Consider the following 20,145-nt stretch of genomic DNA (forward strand, 5'->3'; position numbering starts at 1 on the left):
GGGCGGGGGGATCAGGGGCGACTCCAGCGCGTGGATCTGCTCGTCGCCAGGGTTCAGCAGGTCGACCAGACCTGCTGCCACTGGGCGGCACCGCCCCGCAATCCGTGAGCCGGGACGATCGCGGTTTTAGCGTTCATCGCTCGATGCTCGCGGTGCGGTCACGGGCGGCAGTTGCACCTCCACCGCCAGGGGCAGGTGATCGGAGAGGTGGGTCCAGGGCTTGTTGCCGAGGATCTGTGGCCGGTGGCTGCTGGCATTGCGCAGGTAGACCCGGTCCAGGCGCAGCAAGGGCCAGCGCGCGGGGTAGGTCTTGGCCGGGCGGCCGTGATGGCGTTCGAAGGCTTCGTGCAGGTCGTCGCGCCGGCCCAGGGCGACATTGCCGTGCATCTGCCAGTCGTTGAAGTCGCCGGCAATGATCACCGGTGCCTCCTCGGGCAGGGATTCGAGCAGTTGGCAGAGCAGTGCCAGCTGCAGTTGCCGGTGGCTTTCCAACAGGCTGAGGTGCACGCAGATGGCGTGGACCTCGGCATATCCGGGTACATCCAGGACGCAGTGCAGCAAGCCGCGGCGCTCAGGGCCGGTGATGGAGACATCCAGATTGCGGTACTGGCGGATCGGGTACTTGGACAACAGGGCGTTGCCGTGATGACCGTCGGGGTACACCGCATTGCGGCCGTAGGCGTAATCGCTCCACATGCTGTCGGCGAGAAACTCGTACTGCGATTGCTGCGGCCAGTTGTCCAGGCGCGACGCATGGCGTTCATGCTCGCCCAGCACTTCCTGGAGAAACACCAGGTCGGCCTGGGTGCTGCGTACCGCTTCGCGCAGCTCCGGGAGAATGAAGCGTCGGTTGAGGGCGGTGAAACCCTTGTGGGTGTTGACGGTCAGGATCTGCAGACGCTGGATGCTTCCCGGCTGGGGCTGGCGGGTGGACTCGCTGCTCACGCTCACTCCTGTGAATCAGTGACGGTTTCTCATGGGACTGATGGCCGGCACTCGCGTTCAGGTTATTTTCCGCCCGGGCCCGGCCTACATCAGGATGATTTCGTAGGGCAGGCGCAGGCGCTCCAGCAGAATCGGCGACAGCGACGGTTCCAGGCCGATTTCCGGTTCGCCCTGCAGCTGGCTGGCGTAGGCGTGGGCCGCGTGGCGCTTGCGGGCCACGGTCCAGGTGTCCAGGCGCAGCTTGCGTGCCCGCTGCCAGGGAATCTGGTGCTCCTCGCGCGAGGACCAGTGCCAGGCCCAGATCGGAATCTCGTAGAAGCGTGCGCCCACCTGGCCGGCCGCCTTGGCCGCGGCCCGGCCCACGGCTTCGTGATCGAGGTTGCCGTCGCCGCGCCAGGTGCTGAACACCACATCGCTGTCGCGCAGGTAACGGCTGATGAATGGCGCCAATTGCTGTTCGCGCTCGCTCAGGGCACTGTCGGCAAAGCCACCACGAATCCACTTCAGGCTGTGCAGGGGCAGCCCCAGGCGGCGCAGGGCCTCGGCGCTTTCCTGGGGCCGGAACACGCTGAGGCGGCGCTTGGGCCACAGTTCGGAGCCTGGGTGACTGGCGCTGCCGTCGCTGATGGAGATCAGTTGCAGGGGGTGGCCATGGTGGGCCAGCACTTGCAGCAGGCCGCCGCTGGCTACCACTTCATCGCCGGGGTGAGGGGCGATGATCACGGCCCGAGAGCCGGGGGGAACCAGATTGCCGAGGTTGATGGGGGGAACGTCGGCCAGGTGGCGGGCGCCGTTCCAGATCTGGCTGGGCCAGCTGTTGTCTATTGCGGTTATGGCTTTCATGAGGTGTCACATCCCTGTTTTCCGGGTCACGGCAATGAGGCCTGAACATCCGTTCAGTGGCGACCCTGGGTTTGCACGTACGCTGATTCTGGCATCCGCCTCAGCGTGAAGTACCGGCGCTCCATCCCTTTGGGGCGCCGCGATGCGGGGCTCATCATACACAGCCTGGAACCGTCCACGTAGGGGCGGCCCAAGCTTTGTTCGAGCATTACGAACCCTGTCACAGGGTAGACGGCAATTGCTCCCCGGGGGAGGCCACAAGACGAAAGTCGTGCGCAACTTCCTCGCCCTTCAAGGTTCGACCAGGCTTTGCAGGTAATCGCCAAAGCCGCCCCGGGCCCGGCTGTCCAGGCGCCCGCTGGTAATCACCTGCGGGTGCCGGCTCCAGGCGATGCTGGCGCCGCTGCGCTGCAGCTGTCGCACCAGTTGCACGTCCTCGTGACACGCCAGGGCTTCGAAACCGCCGGCGCGAACATAGGCCGCGGCGCTGATGCCCAGGTTGGCGCCATGAACATGCCGATGCTCATCGGCGCTCTGGTAGGCATCGTGGTAGCGGGCCTGGGCCTGGGGCGCGAAGCCTTCGCTCCAGCAGTCGACGGTGACCGTGCCGCAGACGGCGTCGGTGCCCTGGGCCAGCTGGGCCACCAGCCAGTCCGCGGGCACCCGGCTGTCGGCGTCGGTGCACGACAGCCAGCGTGCCCCGGCCTGCAGCAGCCATTGCGCGCCGGCGGCGCGCGCCCGTCCGACATTGCGCACCTGCAATTGCAGGTGCTGCACGGGGTACTGGCGGGCGATGCTCAGGGAGCGGTCGGAACAGCTGTCGAGCACCACCAGGATCAGCACGTCCTCCTTCAGGTCGGGGTGGCTGGCGGCTGTCAGGGCGCATTGCAGGCAGTCGGCCAGCAGTTGCTCTTCGTTATGGGCGGGAATCACCACACCAATCATCGCAGGCCCTCCAGGGTCGCGACCGAATCCGCGTCGCGACCCCAGAGGTCGAGGAGAAAATCCGCGTCCTGATGTTCCAGCAGGCGTGGCAGCTGCAACTGCCGGTGGAGCATTGCATGCACTTGCCCGCCCTCCAGGGGACAGCCGGCGATGGGCGGACGCCAATGACAGGCCAGCAACTGACCGTCGGCGGCCAGGGAGCCCAGGGCCCGAGTCACCAGGCGCGCCAGATCGCCGGGGTCCAGGTAGTAGCCAAGCTCGCTGATGACAATCAGCTCGAAGGGGCCGTCGGGCCAGTCCTCGGGCAGGCGCGCGCATTCCACCCGGGCCTGGGGCATCGAGCGCAGGCGTTGCCGGGCCAGGCCGACCGCAGTCTGTGCGGTGTCGCAGCACAGCAGGCTGTCGCAGCGGGTCGCCAGTTCGGCGCTGAGTTCGCCGTTGGCGCATCCGGGTTCGAAAATGCTCCGGTAATGGCGCCGCGGCAGGCTGGCCAGGGTGATGGCGCGCTTGCGCTGTTCGTACCAGCGTCGGCGAAAGGCCCAGGGGTCCTGGTCCCGGGCGAACAGCCCTTCGAAATAGTGACTGTCGACGCTCATAGGAATACCACCTCGAAGGGTTGCAGCAGGCGCTCGATGATGTGTGGCGCCAGCACCGGTGCCAGGCCAATGTCCGGGTCGCCCTCCAGCTGGCTGGCGAAGGCCTGGATGGCGTGACGCTTGCGTACCACCTGGGCGGGGCTGAGCAGCACCTTGCGGGCGCGCTCCCAGGGCAACTGGCGGCCCTCGGGATCGGCCCAGTGCCAGCCCCAGATGGGCAACTCCCTGAGGCGCGCACCCGCGGCCCGGGCGGCCAGGGCGCTGGCCCGGCCCACGGCCTCGTGGTCGCAGTGGCCGTCCTCGCACCAGGTGCTGAACAGCACATCGTCCGGCCGCAGGCGCGCCTGGATGTAGCGCGCCAGGGCCGCTTCGTCCCGGGCCACGCGGCTGTCCTGGAAGCCGCCGCGCAGCCATGTGATCCGCGCCAGTGGCAGGTCCAGGCGGCGCAGGCCTTCGGCGGACTCCTGGGGCCGCACCAGGCTCAGGCGCTCGATGGGCCAGCGCGGTGAGCCGGGATGGCTGGCGCTGCCATCGGTGACTGAAATCAGCAACAGTTCCCGTCCCGCGGCCGCCAGCAATTGCAGGAGGCCGCCGCAGCCGAGGATTTCGTCGTCCGGGTGCGGGGCCACGATCACCGCCCGCGAACCGGGCGCAACCAGGGTCTGGATATCCACGCAGGCCATCGCCCGCAGGTGCGAGGAGGCCTGCCAGGCCTTCAGTGAAGTGCCGCGGCCGACAATCGGATTGGCTTTCACAGGCACCATCCTCCCCGGTCCGCCGCAGCGGCTTCGCCGGCCAGCTGTTGGCCGAGTTGGGCCAGGTCGCGTTCGGCATGGCTCTGGCGGATAAATACCGGCAGGTCGGCCAGCAGCCGGGCGAAGTGCCGGTCCAGGCAGTAGGGGCCCGCGCCCAGGGCCCGACCGACATGCCGCAGCAGGCTGTCGACGCTGGCTTCGGTCACGGCCCGGGTGCGCCGGGCCAGCAGTTGGCAATCGGCGTCGGGGGCCTGGTCCAGCTGCCGGGCACTGTGGCGCAGGACGCAGGCGGCCTGATGCAGGGCGCTGTCCACCGCCCCCAGATGCGCTTGGGCGTGGGGCTCGTCGTGCTTGGCGCAGTGTTCGCGCAGCGGCAGGGCGATGGCCTGCGCCGCGCCCAGCCAGCAGGCGGCGATGCCCATGGCGCCCTGCCAGAAACCCGGGCGCTGCAGGTAGTCGTCCGGCCCGCCGACCCAATGGCCCCGTGCCTGGTCGAACCGCACCTGCCGGCTATCGGTATTGGCCATGCCCACCGCCTGCCAGCCGCCGCGCTCGACCTGCACCCCGGGCTGGTCCAGGGCCACCGCCACCAGGCGCTGGCGCCCAGCGCTGTCCCAGGCGGTGAGCAGGGCATGGCTGAGCACCGCGGCTCCCGAGCACCAGGCCTTGGTCCCGCGCAAGCGGCAGTGCGGGCCGTCGGCGTCGGCCTGAACCCGGGCCCGGGGCGGTTCGGCGGCCCAGGTGCCCCAGGTGGTGCCGGGGGCGACGACGCAGTCCAGCTCCTGCATGATCGCCAGGGCATCGGTGTGTCCCTCGTAGAGCTTGCACAGGCCCAGGTCATGTCCGGCGACCCGGGCCAGGGCCTGCCAACGCTGCAGGGTGGCACCGCCCGCCGGCCGCGGCAGGCGATCCAGGCCGGCGGCCACCAGAGCCTCCAGGCACAGGCCCAGCGCCGGGGCATCGGCGTGCCCCAGGTCGGGGTAATGGCGCAGGAAGGCTTGCAGGTCCATTTCAGTCTTCTTCCTCATGCTGCAACTCGAACAGCAGCAGTGAACGCCCGGTCACCGAGTAGCTGTGGCCGAAGGCGAAGCGCTCCTGGCCGCGCACCGCCGGCTGGTTGGTGTCGAGCATGCAGCTCCAGAACTCGCCGGCCGGCACCTCGGGCAGGCGGAAATTGACGATGTCGTGATGGGCATTGACCACCAGCAGCACCGTGGCGTCGGCCCCGGGGCGGCGGATGCCGGTTTCCTGGGCGCGGCCGTCCAGCAGCATGCCCAGGCAACGGCCGTGGGGGTCTTGCCATTGTTCGGTGCTCATCTCGTTGCCGTCCGGGGCCAGCCAGGTGACGTCCTTGACCCCGAGGTCCTCGTTGTAGCTGCCCACCAGGAAACGCCCGCGGCGCAGGATCGGGTAGTTCAGGCGCAGCTTGATCAGGCGCTTGACGAACTTGAGCAGCGCCTTGCCGTCGGCATCCAGCTCCCAGTTGATCCAGCCGATCTCGCTGTCCTGGCAGTAGGCGTTGTTGTTGCCGTGCTGGGTGCGGGCGAATTCGTCGCCGGCCACCAGCATCGGCGTGCCCTGGGCCAGCAGCAGGGTGGCGAAGAAGTTGCGCATCTGGCGCAGGCGCAGGGCGTTGATCTCGGGGTCGTCGGTGGGGCCTTCGACGCCATGGTTCCAGGACAGGTTGTTGTCGCTGCCGTCCTGGTTGTTCTCGTCGTTGGCCTGGTTGTGCTTGTCGTTGTAGGACACCAGGTCGCGCAGGGTGAAGCCGTCGTGGGCGGTGACGAAATTGACCGACGCATAGGGCCGCCGGCCGCGCTGGTTGAACATCTCGCCGGAGGCGGTCATGCGCCCGGCGAAGTCCGCCAACTGGCCGTCGTCGCCTTTCCAGAAGGCCCGCACGGTGTCGCGGAAACGGTCGTTCCATTCCACCCAGCCCGGCGGAAAGCGCCCCACCTGATAGCCGCCGGGGCCGCAGTCCCAGGGTTCGGCGATCAGCTTCACCTGGCGCAGCACCGGGTCCTGGCGGCAGGCCACGAGGAAGCTGTGGCGCTCGTCGAAACCATCGTGGTAGCGGCCGAGGATGGTCGCCAGGTCGAAGCGGAAACCGTCCACGTGCATTTCCGTGGCCCAGTAGCGCAGGGAGTCGGTGACCATCTGCAGTACGCAGGGATGGCTCAGGTCCAGGGTGTTGCCGGTGCCGGAATCGTTGATGTAGAAGCGCTTGTCGTCGGGCATCAGGCGGTAGTAGGAGGCGTTGTCGATGCCGCGCATGGACAGGGTCGGGCCTTGTTCGTTGCCTTCGGCGGTGTGGTTGTAGACCACGTCCAGCAGCACCTCCAGTCCGGCCTCGTGCAGGTGCGCGACCATTTCCTTGAATTCGGCGATCTTGCCGCTGGCCAGGTAGCGCGGGTCGGGGGCGAAGAAGGCGATGCTGTTGTAGCCCCAGTAGTTGGTCATGCCCTTGTGCAGCAGGTGCTGGTCGTTGACGAAGGCATGGATCGGCAGCAGCTCCACCGACGAGACGCCAAGCTTGCGGATGTGCTCCAGCACGTCGTCCACCATCAGCCCGGCAAAGGTCCCCCGCAGGTGTTCCGGCACTGCGGGATGGGTCATGGTGAAGCCGCGCACGTGGGTCTCGTAGAGGATGGTCTTGTCCCAGGGCACGCTGACCCGATGGTCGTGGCCCCAGGTGTGGGCCGGGTCGATGACTTTGCACTTGGGCACGAAGGGCGCGCTGTCCCGTTCATCAAAGCTGAGGTCGGCGTCAGGATGGCCGATGGTATAGCCGAACAGCGCCTCGGACCATTTCAATTGGCCCACCAGCTGCTTGGCATAGGGGTCGATCAACAGTTTGTTGGGGTTGAAACGGTGACCGTTGGCCGGCTCATAGGGGCCGTGCACCCGGTAGCCGTAGATCAGCCCGGGGTGAGCGTCGGGCAGGTAGCCGTGGAAGATTTCGTCGGTGTACTCGGGCAGTTCGATACGTTCGAGCTCCACGTCGCCGGCGGCGTCGAACAGGCACAGTTCGACCTTGGTGGCATTGGCCGAGAACAGCGCGAAGTTGACGCCCAGGCCATCCCAGGTGGCGCCCAGAGGGAAGGGCAGGCCTTCACGGATGCGCGAGGGTTCGTTCTCGGGAGTCGGCGGAGTCTGCTTGGATCTGCTCATGGTTGCTCCTGCAAAAAGGATCAGGGGGCCGGCCGTGGGTTTTTCAGGGCGAAGCCATCCAGGGTGGCGTGCGGGCGCGCCACCGGTTCAGGGCGATAGAGAGGCGGGAGTGTCGTCAGTGGGCTGGCGGCTTGCGCGGTGCCCGGGGTTTCTTCGGCGCCGCAGGCTTCTCTCCCGGCGGCACTACCACCGCGGCGGCCGACTTGGCCTTGGGTTTGCTGGCGCTCTTGCTGGGCGCACTGGCGGCGGCAGATTTGCTCTTGGCGCCCTTGGGCGGCTGGCTCGGGGCCAGGGCCTCGGCCTCGGCGAGCTTGCGGGCCATTTCCCAGTGTCGGGCTTCGTGGCCCTCCGGTTTCCCTTCCGACTCCCAGATCTGATAGGCGAATTCACGTATGCGTTTGTCGTCGGTACTCATCGCAATGCTCCTGGACTGAACTCAATGTTGAATCAAAAGGTTGAGTGGAAAGTCTTGCAATACGGCGCTGATCAGCAATTCCTTGTGGGGTGTGACTGCTCCGGTTGAAAAAAGTCCATTCAGGTTGCGGCCCGAAGCGGTGAACGGTAGTTGCACCCGGGTATCGCCCCATCGCTGCGCATCCACCTTGGGGATTGCACTGTCATCCAGCAGGCCGGCGACCTGGATCGGCACTATCACCACGGCTCGTTGTTCCTGGTATTCACGCATGAACGCCAGCACCCGGCCGGCTTCCTGCCCCAGCACCGTCAGAGGCTGGTAGCTGCCGCGCTGGAACAGCTCCGGGTATTGACCGCGCAGGCCCAGGACGCGGGCGATCAGGCCCTGCTTGATGCGTCCGTCACGCCACTGGGCCAGCCACTGCCGAGGATCGCGCGGGCTGTCCAGGGCCCGTTGCCGGGCCGGGTAGTCCGGCAGTCGGCGGTTGTCCGGGTCCACCAGGCTGAAGTCCCAGAAGTCGTTGCCCTGATACAGGTCCGGCACCCCTGGTACGGTCATGCGCAGCAAAGTTTGCGCCAGGCTGTTGAGGGCGCCGCCAGGGGCGATGCTGTTGGCTGCCGCCGCAAGCGACTGGCGCAGGGCCAGGCCTTGCGGCGAGACCAGCACGGCGCTGACAAACGCCTGAACGCCCTCTTCGTAATCAGGATTGGGGGCTGCCCAACTGCTGTGCAGCTTGGCTTCACGCAGGGCCTTGAGTTGCCATTGCCAGATGCGCCGGGCATAGCGCTCCAGGCCCGGCTGATCCTCGGCCCGCAAATCCAGGGGCCAACTGCCCAGCAGGGTTTGATAGAGGATCAGTTCATCGCCTGCCGAAGGGACGTCGGGGTGCTGGTGCAAGGGGGCAGCCAACAGCCGCCAGCTGGCCACTTGGCAGGCATACCAGGGGGCCCGCTCACTGAGCAGGGCCAGGCGCGCGCGGCTGTCTTCGCCACGCTTGTGGTCATGGGTGGCGCTGGTCAGCAGGTTGTCGGGGAAGCTGTCCAGGCGCTGCTGGCAAGCGCTGTGGAAGGCCGAGATCGGCGCGCTGAACTGTTCGCTGTTGAAGCCCACGTCATTGCGCGCCAGGAGCACCGCCGAGCGGTAGAAGGCGGTGTCCTCCACGGCCTTGGCCGCGGCCGGCGAGGTCAGTTGCTGGAAGCGCACGCAGGCGTGGCGCAGCAGCTTGCGCGCCCGGCCCGGTGGTTGCCGGCGCCAGCCCTGGCCGCCGAGCCAGCGCTCCAGGCAATCGAGTACCGGCCAGTCGATCTCGCTCAGGCGGCCTCGGGCGCCGGCCATGGCCTGTTGGAAAAACCGCTGGTCCTGGGGGCCGCGGCCCTGGGCACCGATGTAGGTGCGGTACACCGGAAAGTGCACGATCAGCTCCTGCAGCGCCCGGCGGATGGCCCCCAGGGTCAGGTCGCGGCTCATCAGGTCCAGCCGCGCCACTTGCAGCAGCGCCTGGGCCACGTTTTCAAAGTCACCGGCCAGGGAACCGTTGAGGATCTGCTGGCGTGCCTGCAGGGCTTCCTCGCCGAACTGCGGCGACCGCTGGCTGTGCCGGCTCCACAGCTCTGCCAGCAGCGCCTGGCCGGCGGGGGCCTGTTGCAACAGCGACAGCTGGTTCATGAATTCGTAGCCGGTGCTGCCGTCCACGCCCCAGTCGCGATGCAGGGTCTCGCCCGCACCGAGGATCTTCTCGACGTAGATCGGCAGGTGCTGGCCCGGACGCAGGCGGTCGACCCGGCGCCGCAGCTTGCGGCAGTAACCCCGGGGATCGGCCAGGCCATCGATGTGGTCGATGCGCAGGCCATCCACCAGGTTTTCTTCGATCAGCTGGAAGACCTTGGCGTGGGTGGCTTCGAACACGGCCGGGCGTTCGACCCGCAGGGCCCCCAGTTCATTGACGTCGAAGAAACGCCGCCAATTGATGTCATCGGCCGCGGTGCGCCAGCTGGCCAGACGGTAGCTCTGTTGTTCCAGCAACTGATGCAATCGCGTGAAGCCGTCGGCCTGGCGCGAGTCGTAGCCTTGCAAGTGGGCGTCGATGGCCTGGCGCACTGACGGCTGGCGCAGTTGCTGTGCCAGTGCCTGTTGCAGGGGCCGGGCCTGGGCATGGGCGGCGCCGTTGAAGCGCAACGCCGCAAAACCGTCGGCCAGGGATTTCAGGGCGCCGCTGGACTCGGCGTCCAGCGGCTCCGCAAGTCGCAGCAGTGGTGCGTAGTCCCAGGGGCAGATGGGAAAGCAATGTTCGTGGTGCTGTACGTGAAAGCCGCCCAGGTCGTCGTCCAGGCGCAGCTTCAAGCGGCCTTCCTGCAGCGCCACGCCATAGTCGCTGTCGAGGAACGGCAGGAGCAACTGACCTTCCATCAGCGGGTCCGCGGAGTGCCACTGGATATCGAAGAATTCGCCATAGGGGCTCAGTCGCCCCCATTGCAGCAGGTCCAGCCACCAGGGGTTGTCGCTGCCGCCCACGGCCATGTGGTTGGACACGATGTCGAGGATCAGCCCCATCCCTTGTTGACGCAGGGCCGCCACCAGGCGCCGCAGGGCCGCTTCGCCCCCCAACTCCGGGTTGATCTGGGTCGGGTCCACCACGTCATAGCCGTGCTGGGAGCCGGCCCGGGCCCGGAGCAGGGGGGAGGCATAGAGATGGCTGATGCCCAGGCGGGCGAAGTAGGGCACCAGGGGGACGGCGTCGTCGAGGGTGAAGCCTTGATGAAACTGCAGGCGCAGGCTGGCCCGCAGCAAGGGCAGGGACGGCAGGTTCATCGGTCACGCTCTAGGGCTTGTTGCCGGGCACAGGCCAGCAGTTCCAGGCGCCGCGCGGCATCGCTGTCGTCCAGCAGGCGCCGGCTGGCACTGGCCAGGCGACGGCGCCAGTTGGGGTGGCTGTCGAGGGTGCCGGGCAGGTTGGCCTGTTCATCGATGCCCAGGGCATCTTCCAGGGGTAGCAGCACCAGGGGCGCACGGGTATGACCAAGAAAGCGCACGCTGGCGTCCAGCACTTGGTCGGCTTCGTGGGCCTCTTGGTGAACGTTCTGTGGGTCCTGGGCCAGGGCCTGGCGCAGGCCGTCACGCTCGCGCAGGCGGTGTTCGCGCCATTGCCGCGCGCCCTGTTCATCCACCATGCCCAGGCGCAGGTTCCAGTCGATGTCGCGGCCCTGCCACCAGCCGTTGAGGGTGGGCAGATCGTGGGTGCTGGTGGTGGCCAGGGCGTTGTCCGGCCAGTCCAGGATCGGCTTGAAGTGGCAGTTGTGGTCCTGTTCGAACAAAAGCACGCGCATGCCGAGCATGGCCCGGGCGGCGAGCTTTTCCCGCAGGCCGTCGGGCACCGTCCCCAGGTCCTCGCCGAGGACAATGGCCTGGTGCCGATGGGATTCGAGGGTCAGCAGGCGCAGCAGATCGTCCACCGGGTAGTACAGGTAGGCACCGTCGCAGGGCGGCGCTCCCGACGGGATCACCCAGAGCCGTTGCAAGCCCATCACATGGTCAATGCGCAAGCCGCCGGCATGGGCGAAGTTGGCCCGGAGCATTTCGATGAAGGCGCGATAACCATGGCGCTGCAAACCTTCGGGAGAGAAGGCGCAGATGCCCCAGCCCTGGCCCTGGCGATTGAGGATGTCCGGTGGCGCACCCACGGTCAGGGACGCCAGCAACTGTTCCTGGCGGCTCCAGGCCTGGCTGCCACCGCCGTCGGCGCCCACCGCCAGGTCGGCGATCAGGCCGATGCCCATGCCGCTGCTGTGGGCCGCGCTCTGGGCTCGTTCCAGGCTGCGGGCGATCAGCCACTGGCAGAAGGCATGGAAGCCGATCTCATGGGCCTGCTCCTCGGCGAACCGGGCCAGGGCCGGGCTCGCCGGGTTACGCCAGTGTTGCGGCCAGTGACGCCAGTCCAGGTCTTCGCCGCGGGCGGCGCGCTCGGCCTGGATGGCCTCGAACCGGCAGTGGTTTTCCAGGGCTTCGCCGGCGCTGCGGCGATAGCTGGCGAAGTCCTCGTGCAGGGGGTGCTGGCCGTGGCAGAAGCCTTCGTACAGGGCGCGCAGTGCTTGTTGCTTGGCCTGGGCCGCCTGGGGCCAGTCGATCAGTGGTTGCTGTTCCAGGGCTTGCAAGGTCTGGCCAAGGCCACAGGATTCGATGGCGCTGCGCCAGGCCCGGTCGCCGAGAATGGCCCCGGGAGCGGCGTACAGGCTGTTGAGAAACAGCCGGCTGGAGGGCGAGTAGGGGCTGTAGCGCTCAGGATCGCTGTTGAACATGGCGTGCAGCGGACTGATGGCCAGGGCATCGGCGCCGCGCTCGGCGGCTTGCCGGGCCAGCTCTTCCAGTGCCTGGGTATCGCCGAATCCACCGTCACCGGGGCGGCGCAGGGCATACAGCTGTACGCTCAGGCCCCAGGCTCGCGGGGTCGGCTGGCCCACGGCGTCGGCCACGCTGTAGCAGCGTGCGGGGGCCACTGCGAGGGTGAAGTGTTCCTCCTCGATGCGCACCGAGTGGTAACCCACCGGGATCTGTCCTGGCAGCACGCTCCTTTCATCGAGCTGCAACGACAGCGGTGCGCCGTTTTCCAGCTCGATGGCACAGCGGGTCCCGGGCGCGAAGTACCGGGCCAGGTCCAGGCCCTGGCCGACGTCGGCGGTCAGCAGCGGTGGCAGGTGCCGGCTTTGCTGCAGATGATGCAACTGCTGCAGGCTGTCGGCGATTTCCTGGTCGCTGTCGGCAGGGTGGCCCAGGCCCGCCAGCACGGCCCGTAACACCCGGGCCTCAACCTTCTGCGGTCGGCCGTTGGCGTCGATCCAGTCCACTGCCAGGCCGGCGCGGCTGGCGAGTATTTCCAGTTGCGCATCGCTCATCGGCGTTCTCCATGGGGGGCGGTGGGGCAAGGCCCGCTGTGCAGTTGCACCACTGCGCTGAAGGCGGGTAACCAGCCCTGCTGCCAGTGTTCAAGGGCCCGCGGTGGGTGTTCAAACCACAGTTGTGCTGTTGCTTCGGGCTCCAGTTCGACCCGGTGTGGGCTGAGGTTGAGGTCGATGCGCAGCAGGCTGCCGTCACCCAGGTGCCAGCGTGCGCTCAGGGCGCCTTCGGCCAGTACCCGGGTATCCAGGGCCTGGGCGCCGGGCAGGCGCGGGATCAGTTCGCGGTGGCGGATACGCAGCAGGCTGCGGTACAGCTGGCGGGTCGTCTCGGCCTGTTGCGACTGGGGTCGGGGCCGTGATGCCTGGAAGGTCGAGGGGGCGTTGGGATCGGGGATGCGCTGGCGCTGGGCGGCGTCGGCAAAGGCGCTGAAGGCGGCGAACTCGTTGCGCCGGCCCTGGCGCACGGCTTCGGCCAGTTCCCCCTGATGGCTGGTGAAGAACAGGAACGGCTCCTGGGCCGCCACTTCATCGCCCATGAACAGCAGCGGGATCATCGGTGACAACAGCAGCAACACCGTGGCCGCCTGCAGCGCCTGGGTCGGCGCCAGCTGGTTGAGGCGCTCGCCAAAGGCCCGGTTGCCGATCTGGTCGTGGTTTTGCAGGAACAGCACAAAGGCGCTGGGGGGCAGGTGGCCGCTGGGTTCGCCCCGGGGTTGGCCGTGGCGGTTGGCATGGCCCTGGAAGGCGAAGCCCTGGCTCAGGCAGCGGGCCAGTTGCGCGGTGGGGTCGTCGGCGAAGTCGGCGTAGTAGGCGTCGGTCTCCCCGGTGAGCAGCACGTGCAGGGCGTTGTGCCCGTCGTCGTTCCACTGGGCGTCGAAACCCTGCTGCAGCAGGCTGGCCTGGTTGAACTCGTTTTCCAGGTTGAGCCACACCTGGCGCGACGCCGGCACCGCCTGGCGTACCCGCTGGGCCAGTTCATGGAGAAAGTCCGGGTCGTCGATGGCGTGCACGGCGTCCAGGCGCAGGCCGTCGAAACGGTACTCCAGCAGCCACATCAGGGCGTTGTCGATGAAGAAGTCGCGTACTTGCCGCCGGCGGAAGTCGATGGCCGCGCCCCAGGGGGTGTGCAGATCCTCGCGGAAGAAGCCCTTGGCGTAGCGCTGCAGGTGGTTGCCGTCGGGGCCGAAGTGGTTGTAGACCACGTCGAGGATCACCGCCAGGCCCAGGCCGTGGGCGGCGTCGATCAGGGCCTTGAGGTCGTCGGGAGCACCGTAGGAGGCTTCCGGGGCGTAGGGCAGGACGCCGTCGTAGCCCCAGTTGCGCTCGCCGGGGAACTCCGCCAGGGGCATCAGCTCGATGGCGGTCACCCCCAGGTCCACCAGGGCCGGCAGGGCCTGCTGCACCGCCAGGTAGCCGCCCATGACCCCGACATGCAGTTCGTAGATCACCGCCTCGTGCCAGGGCCGGCCACGCCACTGGGGCTGCTGCCAGGCGTAGGCGTTGTGGTCGACCACCAGGCTGGGGCCATGCACATCGCCGTCCTGGGCTCGGGAGGCCGGGTCCGGCACCTGGATCTGTCGATCGATGGTGTAGCGGTAGCGGCTGCCCGCCGGGCAGCGGGCCTGAATCACGAACCAGCCGTCGGCCTCGGGCCGCATCGGCAATGACCGGCCGTCCGCCAGTGCAACGCTGACCTCACGGGCATCCGGTGCCCACAGGGCGAACCGGGTGTGCTCGCTATCCAGCATCACTGCGCCGTGGCTCCAGCTGTGCAGGGTGCTTGATGGCATGGGTCCAGGCCCCTTTATTGTCGGGTGGCCTGCCCCAGGGCCTTGGCCACCAGTTGTTCGTAGAGTTCGGCGTAGGGTTCCACCGCCTTGCACCAGTTGAACGGGGCGGCCATGGCCCGGCAGCGCATGGCGTTGAGCAGCGCTGGATAGGCGAAGACCTTGAACGCCCGGGTCAGCGCCTCCTGGTAGCTGGCCACCGTGGACTCGTCGAACAGAAAGCCGGTGACGCCATTCTCGATGGTGTCCGCCAGGCCGCCGGTGTTGCGTGCCACCGGCAGCGAACCGAAGCGCTGGGCGTACATCTGGCTCAGCCCGCAGGGCTCGTAGCGTGACGGCATGAGCAGAAAGTCGCTGCCGGCGAACATGCGCCGGGCATCGGTTTCATTGAAGCCGATGTTGACCCCGATGCGCCCGGGAAAACGCCGGGCCAGGGCGCGCATGGATTGTTCCTCTTCCGGTTCCCCGCGGCCGATGATGGCGATCTGGCCGCCGTTGGCGACGATGAATTCGGCCACGCCTTCGGTGAGGTCCAGGCCCTTCTGGTAGACCAGCCGCGAGACCACGGCGAACAGCGGGCCGTTGCTGGGATCGAGACCGAACATCTGCCGCACATGGGCGGCGTTGGCCGCCTTGCCGTCCCAATCACCCATGCTGAAGGGGCAGAACAGGTGCGCATCGGTGGCGGCGTCCCAGCTTTCGTCGATGCCGTTGGGGATGCCACTGAGCAAGCCTTGCTGGGTCTTGCTGGCAAGAAAACCGTCGAGGCCGCACCCGAAGGCCGGGGTAGTGATTTCCTGGGCGTAGGTGGCGCTCACCGTGGTGATGTGGCTGGCGTAGGCCATGCCGGCCTTGAGGAACGACAGTTTGCCGTAGAACTCCATGCCTTCCTGTTGCAGGGCGTGTTCGGGGATGCCCAGCTCCGGGCACGAGGCCAGGCTGACCACGCCCTGGTAGGCCAGGTTATGGATGGTGAACAGGGTCGGGGTGCGCTGCCCGCGCCAGTGCATGTAGGCCGGGGCCAGCCCGGCGGGCCAGTCGTGGGCGTGCACCAGGTCGGGGCACCAGTGGATCTGAGCCAGGTTGGCGGCGATGTCGGCGGCGGCCAGCCCCAGGCGGGCAAAGCGAATGTGGTTGTCGGGCCAGTCGCGGCCATTGTTGGCGCCGTAGGGCGTGCCTTCGCGCTCGTACAGCTCCGGGCAGATCAGCACATAGATCACCAGGCCGTCGGGCATGTCCATGCGCCCGATCTTGCAGGCCGGCAGCGCCGCGTGGCCCCCCAGCTCGCCGATGATATGGATGGGGTTCTCGCTGTGCAGCACCTGGGGATAGCCGGGAATCAGCACCCGCACATCGTGCAGGTGGGCCATGGCCCGGGGCAGGGCGGCGGAGACGTCGCCCAGGCCGCCGGTTTTCACCAGATCGGCGATTTCCGAAGTGACGAACAGCACCCGCTTGCGGTTGGGATTCTGACGAGCCAGCGGCAGTAGGGTCTTGCCTCCAGGGATGGAAATCGCCTGGGGGGCACGTTCACCGGCCTGCTGTTGAGGATGCTCTCCCTGAGTGTCCAATGCGGCGCTGATCATAGGTCTCTCCCGTTTTATTGATCTGTTCTGCTGTCTCAAACGCTACTGTCGGGCCATTCCTGTGGCCGGGCGCAATTGCGCCACACATCGATCAGCCTGAGCTGCTCGAGCGCTGCAGCAGAAAGGGTGGAGGAGCCGTTGCAAGGAATGCACCAGTGGCAGCGACCCTACCTTTAACCTGACCTTGGGCCGACGCGAAAAGTTTCGACTTTTTCAATGCCAAAGTGACCGCTCGGTCACAATGCGAAAATCAGTCTAGGACAGAACCTAGAGCGGCGTCGGGCAGGGCGGGGCGTTGATTTGGCGTGGGCGCAGGGCGACGGATCCATCCCGACGAAAGGTCGGCCGTGCACCGCAGCAGAGCGCGGCTGAAATGGCCTCGGCGCGAAAACGGTGAGGGCGCGCCAGGGGTTGGTGCAGATCGCTGGTGGCCTTGCCCGAAAACGGGCAGGGCCCCGGGGATCTGTTGGCGACCCAAGGCCCGGTTGAGCACGCAGCGGCTCAGCCGAGCCAGCCCAGGGTCAGCCACACCAGCACGGCGTAGCGGGCGCCCTTGGCCAGGCTGACGATCAGCAGGAAACGCTTGAGAGGTTCGCCCATGACGCCTGCCACCAGGGTCAGCGGATCGCCGATCACCGGCATCCAGCTCAGCAGCAGCGTCCAGTGGCCGTAACGCTGGTAGTGCACCCGGGCCCGCTCCAGGTGCTTCGGACTAACGGGAAACCAGCGACGCTCCTTGTAGGTGTCAAGGCGCTGCCCCAGCCACCAGTTGACCAGGGAGCCCAGGACGTTGCCCAGGGTTGCTACCAGCCAGAGCCCGAGTACCGTCAGTTGGCTGTTGTGCAGCAGGCCCACCAGCAGCGCTTCCGACTGCAGGGGCAGCAGGGTGGCGGCGGCGAAGGCGGCGAGAAACAGGCCGAGGTAGGCGCTGGCGATCAACGGGCCGGGTAGTCCGCTACCACCACATCCTGGCCGTCACGGGTCAGGCCGATGACTTGGAAGGCGTCGGCGCCCATGCCGTCCATTTCCATGCCGGGGGAGCCCATGGGCATGCCCGGGGCGGCGATGCCCAGCAGGTCGTCGCGCTTGCGCAAGGCCAGGACCTGTTCAGCGGGCACGTGGCCTTCGACGAACTTGCCGTCGATCACCGCGGTGTGACAGGAGCCCAGGCGCGGGGCCACGCCCAAGCGCTGTTTGACCGCGCTCATGTTGCTTTCCACGTGGTCGGTGACGGCAAAGCCGTTGTCCTGCAGGTGCTCGATCCACTTTTTGCAGCAGCCGCAGTTGGCGTCGCGGTGCACGTCGATGGGGATCAGTTCGCTCGCCTGAGCCAGGGAGCCGATCAGCAGGGCGGACAGGGCCGCCAGACGCAGTGAAGTTTTCATCGAAAGTCTCGTTGTCGCTGTTGAATAAGGGGCGCTGGCAGGGCCGGCCCTTGTGGGGACACGCTGGGGGTGGTGCATTTTGCGGCTTTTTTTGCCAGCTGCCGACGGCTTTTGTTTCAAGTTGATACCAAGCCCCGGGCGCGCAGCAAGGGTTCTAGAACCACATTCGCAGCCCCAGCACCAGGCGGGCGCCGTTGTCCGGTTCGCCGTCGTTGCGGGCGTAGTCGGCGGTCCGCCCGTGGCTGCGGTTCCAGGTCACACCTATATAAGGTGCGAATTCCCGGCGCAGTTCATAGCGCAGCCGCAGGCCGATTTCGCTGTCGGCCAGGCCGGCGCCCTGGCCCCGTTGCGGATCGTTGCGGCCATACAGGTTGAGTTGCGCCGACGGCTGCAGGATCAGGCGCTGGGTCAGCAGCAGGTCGTAGTCGGCCTCGACCCGCAAGGCGCTCTGGCCGCCTTCTCCAAGATAGGCGGTGACCTGGCTTTCGACGTTGTACAGCGCCATGCCTTGCAGGCCCAGGGCTGCCCAGGTCTGGGCCGTGCCGGGCTTGAAGTCCTGACGCAGGCCGCTGACCAGATCCCACCAGGGGCCGATGGCATGGCCCCAGAGGGCTTGCAGCTCGGCATGCTCAGTGACGCCCCGGGTGCGTTCACCTTCGCTGCGCAGCCACAGCCGGTCACGGTCGCCACCTATCCAGCCATTGACCTCCCAGCCCAGGCTCGTGCCCCGCTCGGCGTCCTGCCATTCGAGCTGCTCCACCAGGAAAAAACTGTTCAGCGACTTGCCGTGGAGGACGTGACCGGCCGCGCTTGGATAGACCGCCCGGCGATCGGCATCGGTCAACGGCGCAATCGGCGTACGGCTTTGCAAGGGGGCTGCGACTGGCAGGTCCGGCATCGCTGAGTGATCCATGCCGCGCATGTCGTGCCCGGGCATCTGTTGTGGTGCCCGGGTGTCGTGGTCCATGCCGGGCATGGACTGACCGTGGGCCGGGATACCGGGCCAGGCCAGCAGGACGATGCCCAGGCCGAGACCGGTCAGCCCGCCCGGCAGCAGGGGCGTCTCAATCGGCATGGGGCACCTCCCGCTCTTCGACCCGGACTTCGCGGAACATGCCGCTCTCCATGTGGTACAGCAGATGGCAGTGGAAGGCCCAGCGCCCGAGGGCATCGGCCGTGACCCGGTAGCAGCGGCGGGTGCCCGGCGGCATGTCGATGGTGTGCTTGCGCACCTGGAAACGGCCGTGTTCGTCCTCAAGGTCGCTCCACATGCCATGCAGGTGGATGGGGTGGCTCATCATGCTGTCGTTCACCAGTTCAATCCGCACCCGCTCGCCATACTCCAGGCGCAGGGGCTCGGCCTCGGCAAAGGCGATGCCGTCGAAAGACCAGGCGAACTTTTCCATATGGCCGGTCAGGTGCAGGGTCAGGGTACGGCTCGGTTCGCGGCCGTCGGGGTCGGCGAAGGTGCTTTTCAGATCGGCGTAGGTCAGCACCCGACGGCCGTTGTGGCGCAGGCCGAGGCCGGGGTCGTTCAGGCGCGGCGTGGGGTTCAGGGTCTGCATGTCCACCAGCGGGTTGTTGGTTTCCGAGGCCGGGTGGCGGATCGCGGCGTTCACCGCGTTGTGCTCCATCGCGGCCATGGTTCCGTGGTTCATGCCCGGCATGGCCCCATGATCCATGGCGCCCATGGCCATGTCCGCCATGCTCAGCAACGGGCGCGGGTCCATGGGCGGCACCGTGGCCTTGAGCCCGGGGGCGCTGGCCAGGGTGCCCAGGGCATAGCCGCTGCGGTCCATGGCCTGAGCGAACAGGCTATGGGCACCGGCGCTGGGCTGCACCAGCACGTCGAAGGTTTCCGCCACGGCGATCCGCAGCTCATCCACCGATACCGGCTCCACGTGCTGGCCATCGGCGGCCACCACGGTCATTTTCACGCCGGGAATGCGCAGGTCGAAGTAGGTCATGGCCGAGGCATTGATCAGCCGCAGGCGCAGGCGTTCGCCGGGGCGGAACAGCCCGGTCCAGTGGTTGTCCGGTGCCTGGCCGTTGAGCAGGTAGGTGTAGGTGGCGCCGCTGACGTCGGCAAGGTCGGTGGGGGTCATGTTCATCTGCGCCCACATTGTGCGTTCGGCCACAGTGGCGGCCCAGCCGTCGCGGCCGACGTCTTCGATGAAGTCAGCGAGGGTGCGTTTGTGCCGGTTGTAGTAGTCGGACTGCTTTTTCAGGGTGCGCAGGATCTGTTCCGGCGCCTCGTCGCTCCAGTCCGACAGCAGCACCACGTAGTCGCGGTCGTAGGTGAAGGGCTCCGGCTCCCGGGCGTCGATCACCAGTGCCCCGTACACCCCCAGTTGTTCCTGGAGCCCGGAATGGCTGTGGTACCAGTAGGTGCCGTGCTGCTTGACCGGGAATGAATAGCGATACAGACCGCCGGGCTCGATGCCTTCGAAGCTCAGGCCGGGTACGCCGTCCATGTCGGCGGGCAGGATGATCCCGTGCCAGTGGATCGACGTCATCTGGTGCAGCCGGTTGCGCACCCGCAGGGTGACCCGGTCGCCCTCGCGCCAGCGCAGCAGGGGGCCGGGCAGGCTGCCGTTGACCGTCATGGCCTGGCGCGGCTGGCCGCTGAAGTTCACCGGCAACTGGCCAATGGACAGGTCGAAATCGGTGCTTGCCGCGACCTCGGGCTGACCCGGACTGCTGATGGCCCAGACCGGATTGCGCCACAGCCCCAGACCGGCGAGAGCGCCTCCGGCCGCCAGGGCCTTGACGAAGGTGCGGCGGGACGGGCTGTGTCTTGATGGGGGGAACGGCATGGCAGGCTTCCA

16 protein-coding genes are annotated in these 20,145 nt (G+C 67.4%); all 16 read right to left on the reverse strand.

The window, feature by feature from the left end; all coding sequences use genetic code 11:
* Positions 1-126: 126 nt before the first annotated feature.
* On the reverse strand, positions 127-945 hold the full coding sequence (locus J5M73_RS22160) for an endonuclease/exonuclease/phosphatase family protein (protein WP_207816123.1): 819 nt from the start codon (positions 943-945) through the stop codon (positions 127-129).
* An 84-nt stretch (positions 946-1,029) separates the two neighbouring features.
* Entirely contained in the window at positions 1,030-1,788 is a 759-nt protein-coding gene (locus J5M73_RS22165) for a PIG-L family deacetylase (RefSeq protein WP_102863443.1), read from the reverse strand.
* A 291-nt stretch (positions 1,789-2,079) separates the two neighbouring features.
* The gene (locus J5M73_RS22170) at positions 2,080-2,733 is read right to left on the reverse strand and encodes a glycosyltransferase (protein WP_207165927.1); all 654 of its coding nucleotides are present in this window, start codon (positions 2,731-2,733) and stop codon (positions 2,080-2,082) included.
* Positions 2,730-3,329 (reverse strand): class I SAM-dependent methyltransferase, encoded by a 600-nt coding sequence (locus J5M73_RS22175; protein ID WP_115580133.1) that lies wholly within the window; start codon positions 3,327-3,329, stop codon positions 2,730-2,732. Before J5M73_RS22175 ends, J5M73_RS22170 begins: the two co-directional genes overlap by 4 nt.
* Positions 3,326-4,084: a PIG-L family deacetylase gene (locus J5M73_RS22180; protein ID WP_207816124.1), complete on the reverse strand. Its 759-nt coding sequence runs from the start codon at positions 4,082-4,084 to the stop codon at positions 3,326-3,328. Before J5M73_RS22180 ends, J5M73_RS22175 begins: the two co-directional genes overlap by 4 nt.
* Positions 4,081-5,094, reverse strand: coding sequence for an acyl-CoA dehydrogenase family protein (locus J5M73_RS22185; protein ID WP_207816183.1), 1,014 nt, complete (start codon positions 5,092-5,094; stop codon positions 4,081-4,083). Before J5M73_RS22185 ends, J5M73_RS22180 begins: the two co-directional genes overlap by 4 nt.
* A 1-nt stretch (position 5,095) precedes the next feature.
* Complete coding sequence (gene glgX / locus J5M73_RS22190; RefSeq protein ID WP_207816126.1) at positions 5,096-7,255, reverse strand: glycogen debranching protein GlgX; 2,160 nt, start codon at positions 7,253-7,255, stop codon at positions 5,096-5,098.
* Between the two features lie 115 nt (positions 7,256-7,370).
* Complete coding sequence (locus J5M73_RS22195) at positions 7,371-7,670, reverse strand: DUF2934 domain-containing protein (RefSeq protein WP_102863449.1); 300 nt, start codon at positions 7,668-7,670, stop codon at positions 7,371-7,373.
* 21 nt (positions 7,671-7,691) lie between these two features.
* Positions 7,692-10,478 (reverse strand): malto-oligosyltrehalose synthase, encoded by a 2,787-nt coding sequence (locus J5M73_RS22200; RefSeq protein ID WP_207816128.1) that lies wholly within the window; start codon positions 10,476-10,478, stop codon positions 7,692-7,694.
* Positions 10,475-12,556 carry a 4-alpha-glucanotransferase gene (gene malQ, locus J5M73_RS22205; protein WP_207816130.1) on the reverse strand — a complete coding sequence of 694 codons (2,082 nt, stop codon included), beginning with the start codon at positions 12,554-12,556 and terminating at the stop codon, positions 10,475-10,477. Before malQ ends, J5M73_RS22200 begins: the two co-directional genes overlap by 4 nt.
* On the reverse strand, positions 12,553-14,349 hold the full coding sequence (treZ, locus tag J5M73_RS22210) for a malto-oligosyltrehalose trehalohydrolase (RefSeq protein WP_102863452.1): 1,797 nt from the start codon (positions 14,347-14,349) through the stop codon (positions 12,553-12,555). Before treZ ends, malQ begins: the two co-directional genes overlap by 4 nt.
* A gap of 14 nt (positions 14,350-14,363) precedes the next feature.
* A complete protein-coding gene (gene glgA, locus J5M73_RS22215) occupies positions 14,364-15,932 on the reverse strand; it encodes a glycogen synthase GlgA (RefSeq protein WP_102863453.1) in 1,569 nt (522 codons plus the stop codon).
* A gap of 501 nt (positions 15,933-16,433) precedes the next feature.
* Positions 16,434-16,871, reverse strand: coding sequence for a YqaA family protein (locus J5M73_RS22220; RefSeq protein WP_102863454.1), 438 nt, complete (start codon positions 16,869-16,871; stop codon positions 16,434-16,436).
* On the reverse strand, positions 16,868-17,317 hold the full coding sequence (locus J5M73_RS22225) for a DUF411 domain-containing protein (protein WP_102863455.1): 450 nt from the start codon (positions 17,315-17,317) through the stop codon (positions 16,868-16,870). The genes J5M73_RS22220 and J5M73_RS22225 overlap by 4 nt, the downstream gene beginning before the upstream one ends.
* Positions 17,318-17,471: 154 nt before the next feature.
* Positions 17,472-18,392: a copper resistance protein B gene (locus J5M73_RS22230; RefSeq protein ID WP_207816132.1), complete on the reverse strand. Its 921-nt coding sequence runs from the start codon at positions 18,390-18,392 to the stop codon at positions 17,472-17,474.
* Positions 18,382-20,133 (reverse strand): copper resistance system multicopper oxidase, encoded by a 1,752-nt coding sequence (locus J5M73_RS22235; protein WP_102863457.1) that lies wholly within the window; start codon positions 20,131-20,133, stop codon positions 18,382-18,384. Before J5M73_RS22235 ends, J5M73_RS22230 begins: the two co-directional genes overlap by 11 nt.
* Positions 20,134-20,145 lie beyond the last annotated feature (12 nt).

The organism is Pseudomonas sp. 50_B (assembly GCF_017491625.1).
Classification (GTDB): domain Bacteria; phylum Pseudomonadota; class Gammaproteobacteria; order Pseudomonadales; family Pseudomonadaceae; genus Aquipseudomonas; species Aquipseudomonas danubii.

Coding starts and splice junctions, on each gene's coding strand:
- J5M73_RS22230 (WP_207816132.1), bottom strand. CDS start 18,392: ATGCCGATTGAGACGCCCCTGCTGCCGGGCGGGCTGACCGGTCTCGGC.
- malQ (WP_207816130.1), bottom strand. CDS start 12,556: ATGAGCGATGCGCAACTGGAAATACTCGCCAGCCGCGCCGGCCTGGCA.
- J5M73_RS22235 (WP_102863457.1), bottom strand. CDS start 20,133: ATGCCGTTCCCCCCATCAAGACACAGCCCGTCCCGCCGCACCTTCGTC.
- treZ (WP_102863452.1), bottom strand. CDS start 14,349: ATGCCATCAAGCACCCTGCACAGCTGGAGCCACGGCGCAGTGATGCTG.
- J5M73_RS22225 (WP_102863455.1), bottom strand. CDS start 17,317: ATGAAAACTTCACTGCGTCTGGCGGCCCTGTCCGCCCTGCTGATCGGC.
- J5M73_RS22200 (WP_207816128.1), bottom strand. CDS start 10,478: ATGAACCTGCCGTCCCTGCCCTTGCTGCGGGCCAGCCTGCGCCTGCAG.
- J5M73_RS22175 (WP_115580133.1), bottom strand. CDS start 3,329: ATGAGCGTCGACAGTCACTATTTCGAAGGGCTGTTCGCCCGGGACCAG.
- J5M73_RS22195 (WP_102863449.1), bottom strand. CDS start 7,670: ATGAGTACCGACGACAAACGCATACGTGAATTCGCCTATCAGATCTGG.
- J5M73_RS22170 (WP_207165927.1), bottom strand. CDS start 2,733: ATGATTGGTGTGGTGATTCCCGCCCATAACGAAGAGCAACTGCTGGCC.
- J5M73_RS22165 (WP_102863443.1), bottom strand. CDS start 1,788: ATGAAAGCCATAACCGCAATAGACAACAGCTGGCCCAGCCAGATCTGG.
- glgX (WP_207816126.1), bottom strand. CDS start 7,255: ATGAGCAGATCCAAGCAGACTCCGCCGACTCCCGAGAACGAACCCTCG.
- glgA (WP_102863453.1), bottom strand. CDS start 15,932: ATGATCAGCGCCGCATTGGACACTCAGGGAGAGCATCCTCAACAGCAG.
- J5M73_RS22185 (WP_207816183.1), bottom strand. CDS start 5,094: ATGGACCTGCAAGCCTTCCTGCGCCATTACCCCGACCTGGGGCACGCC.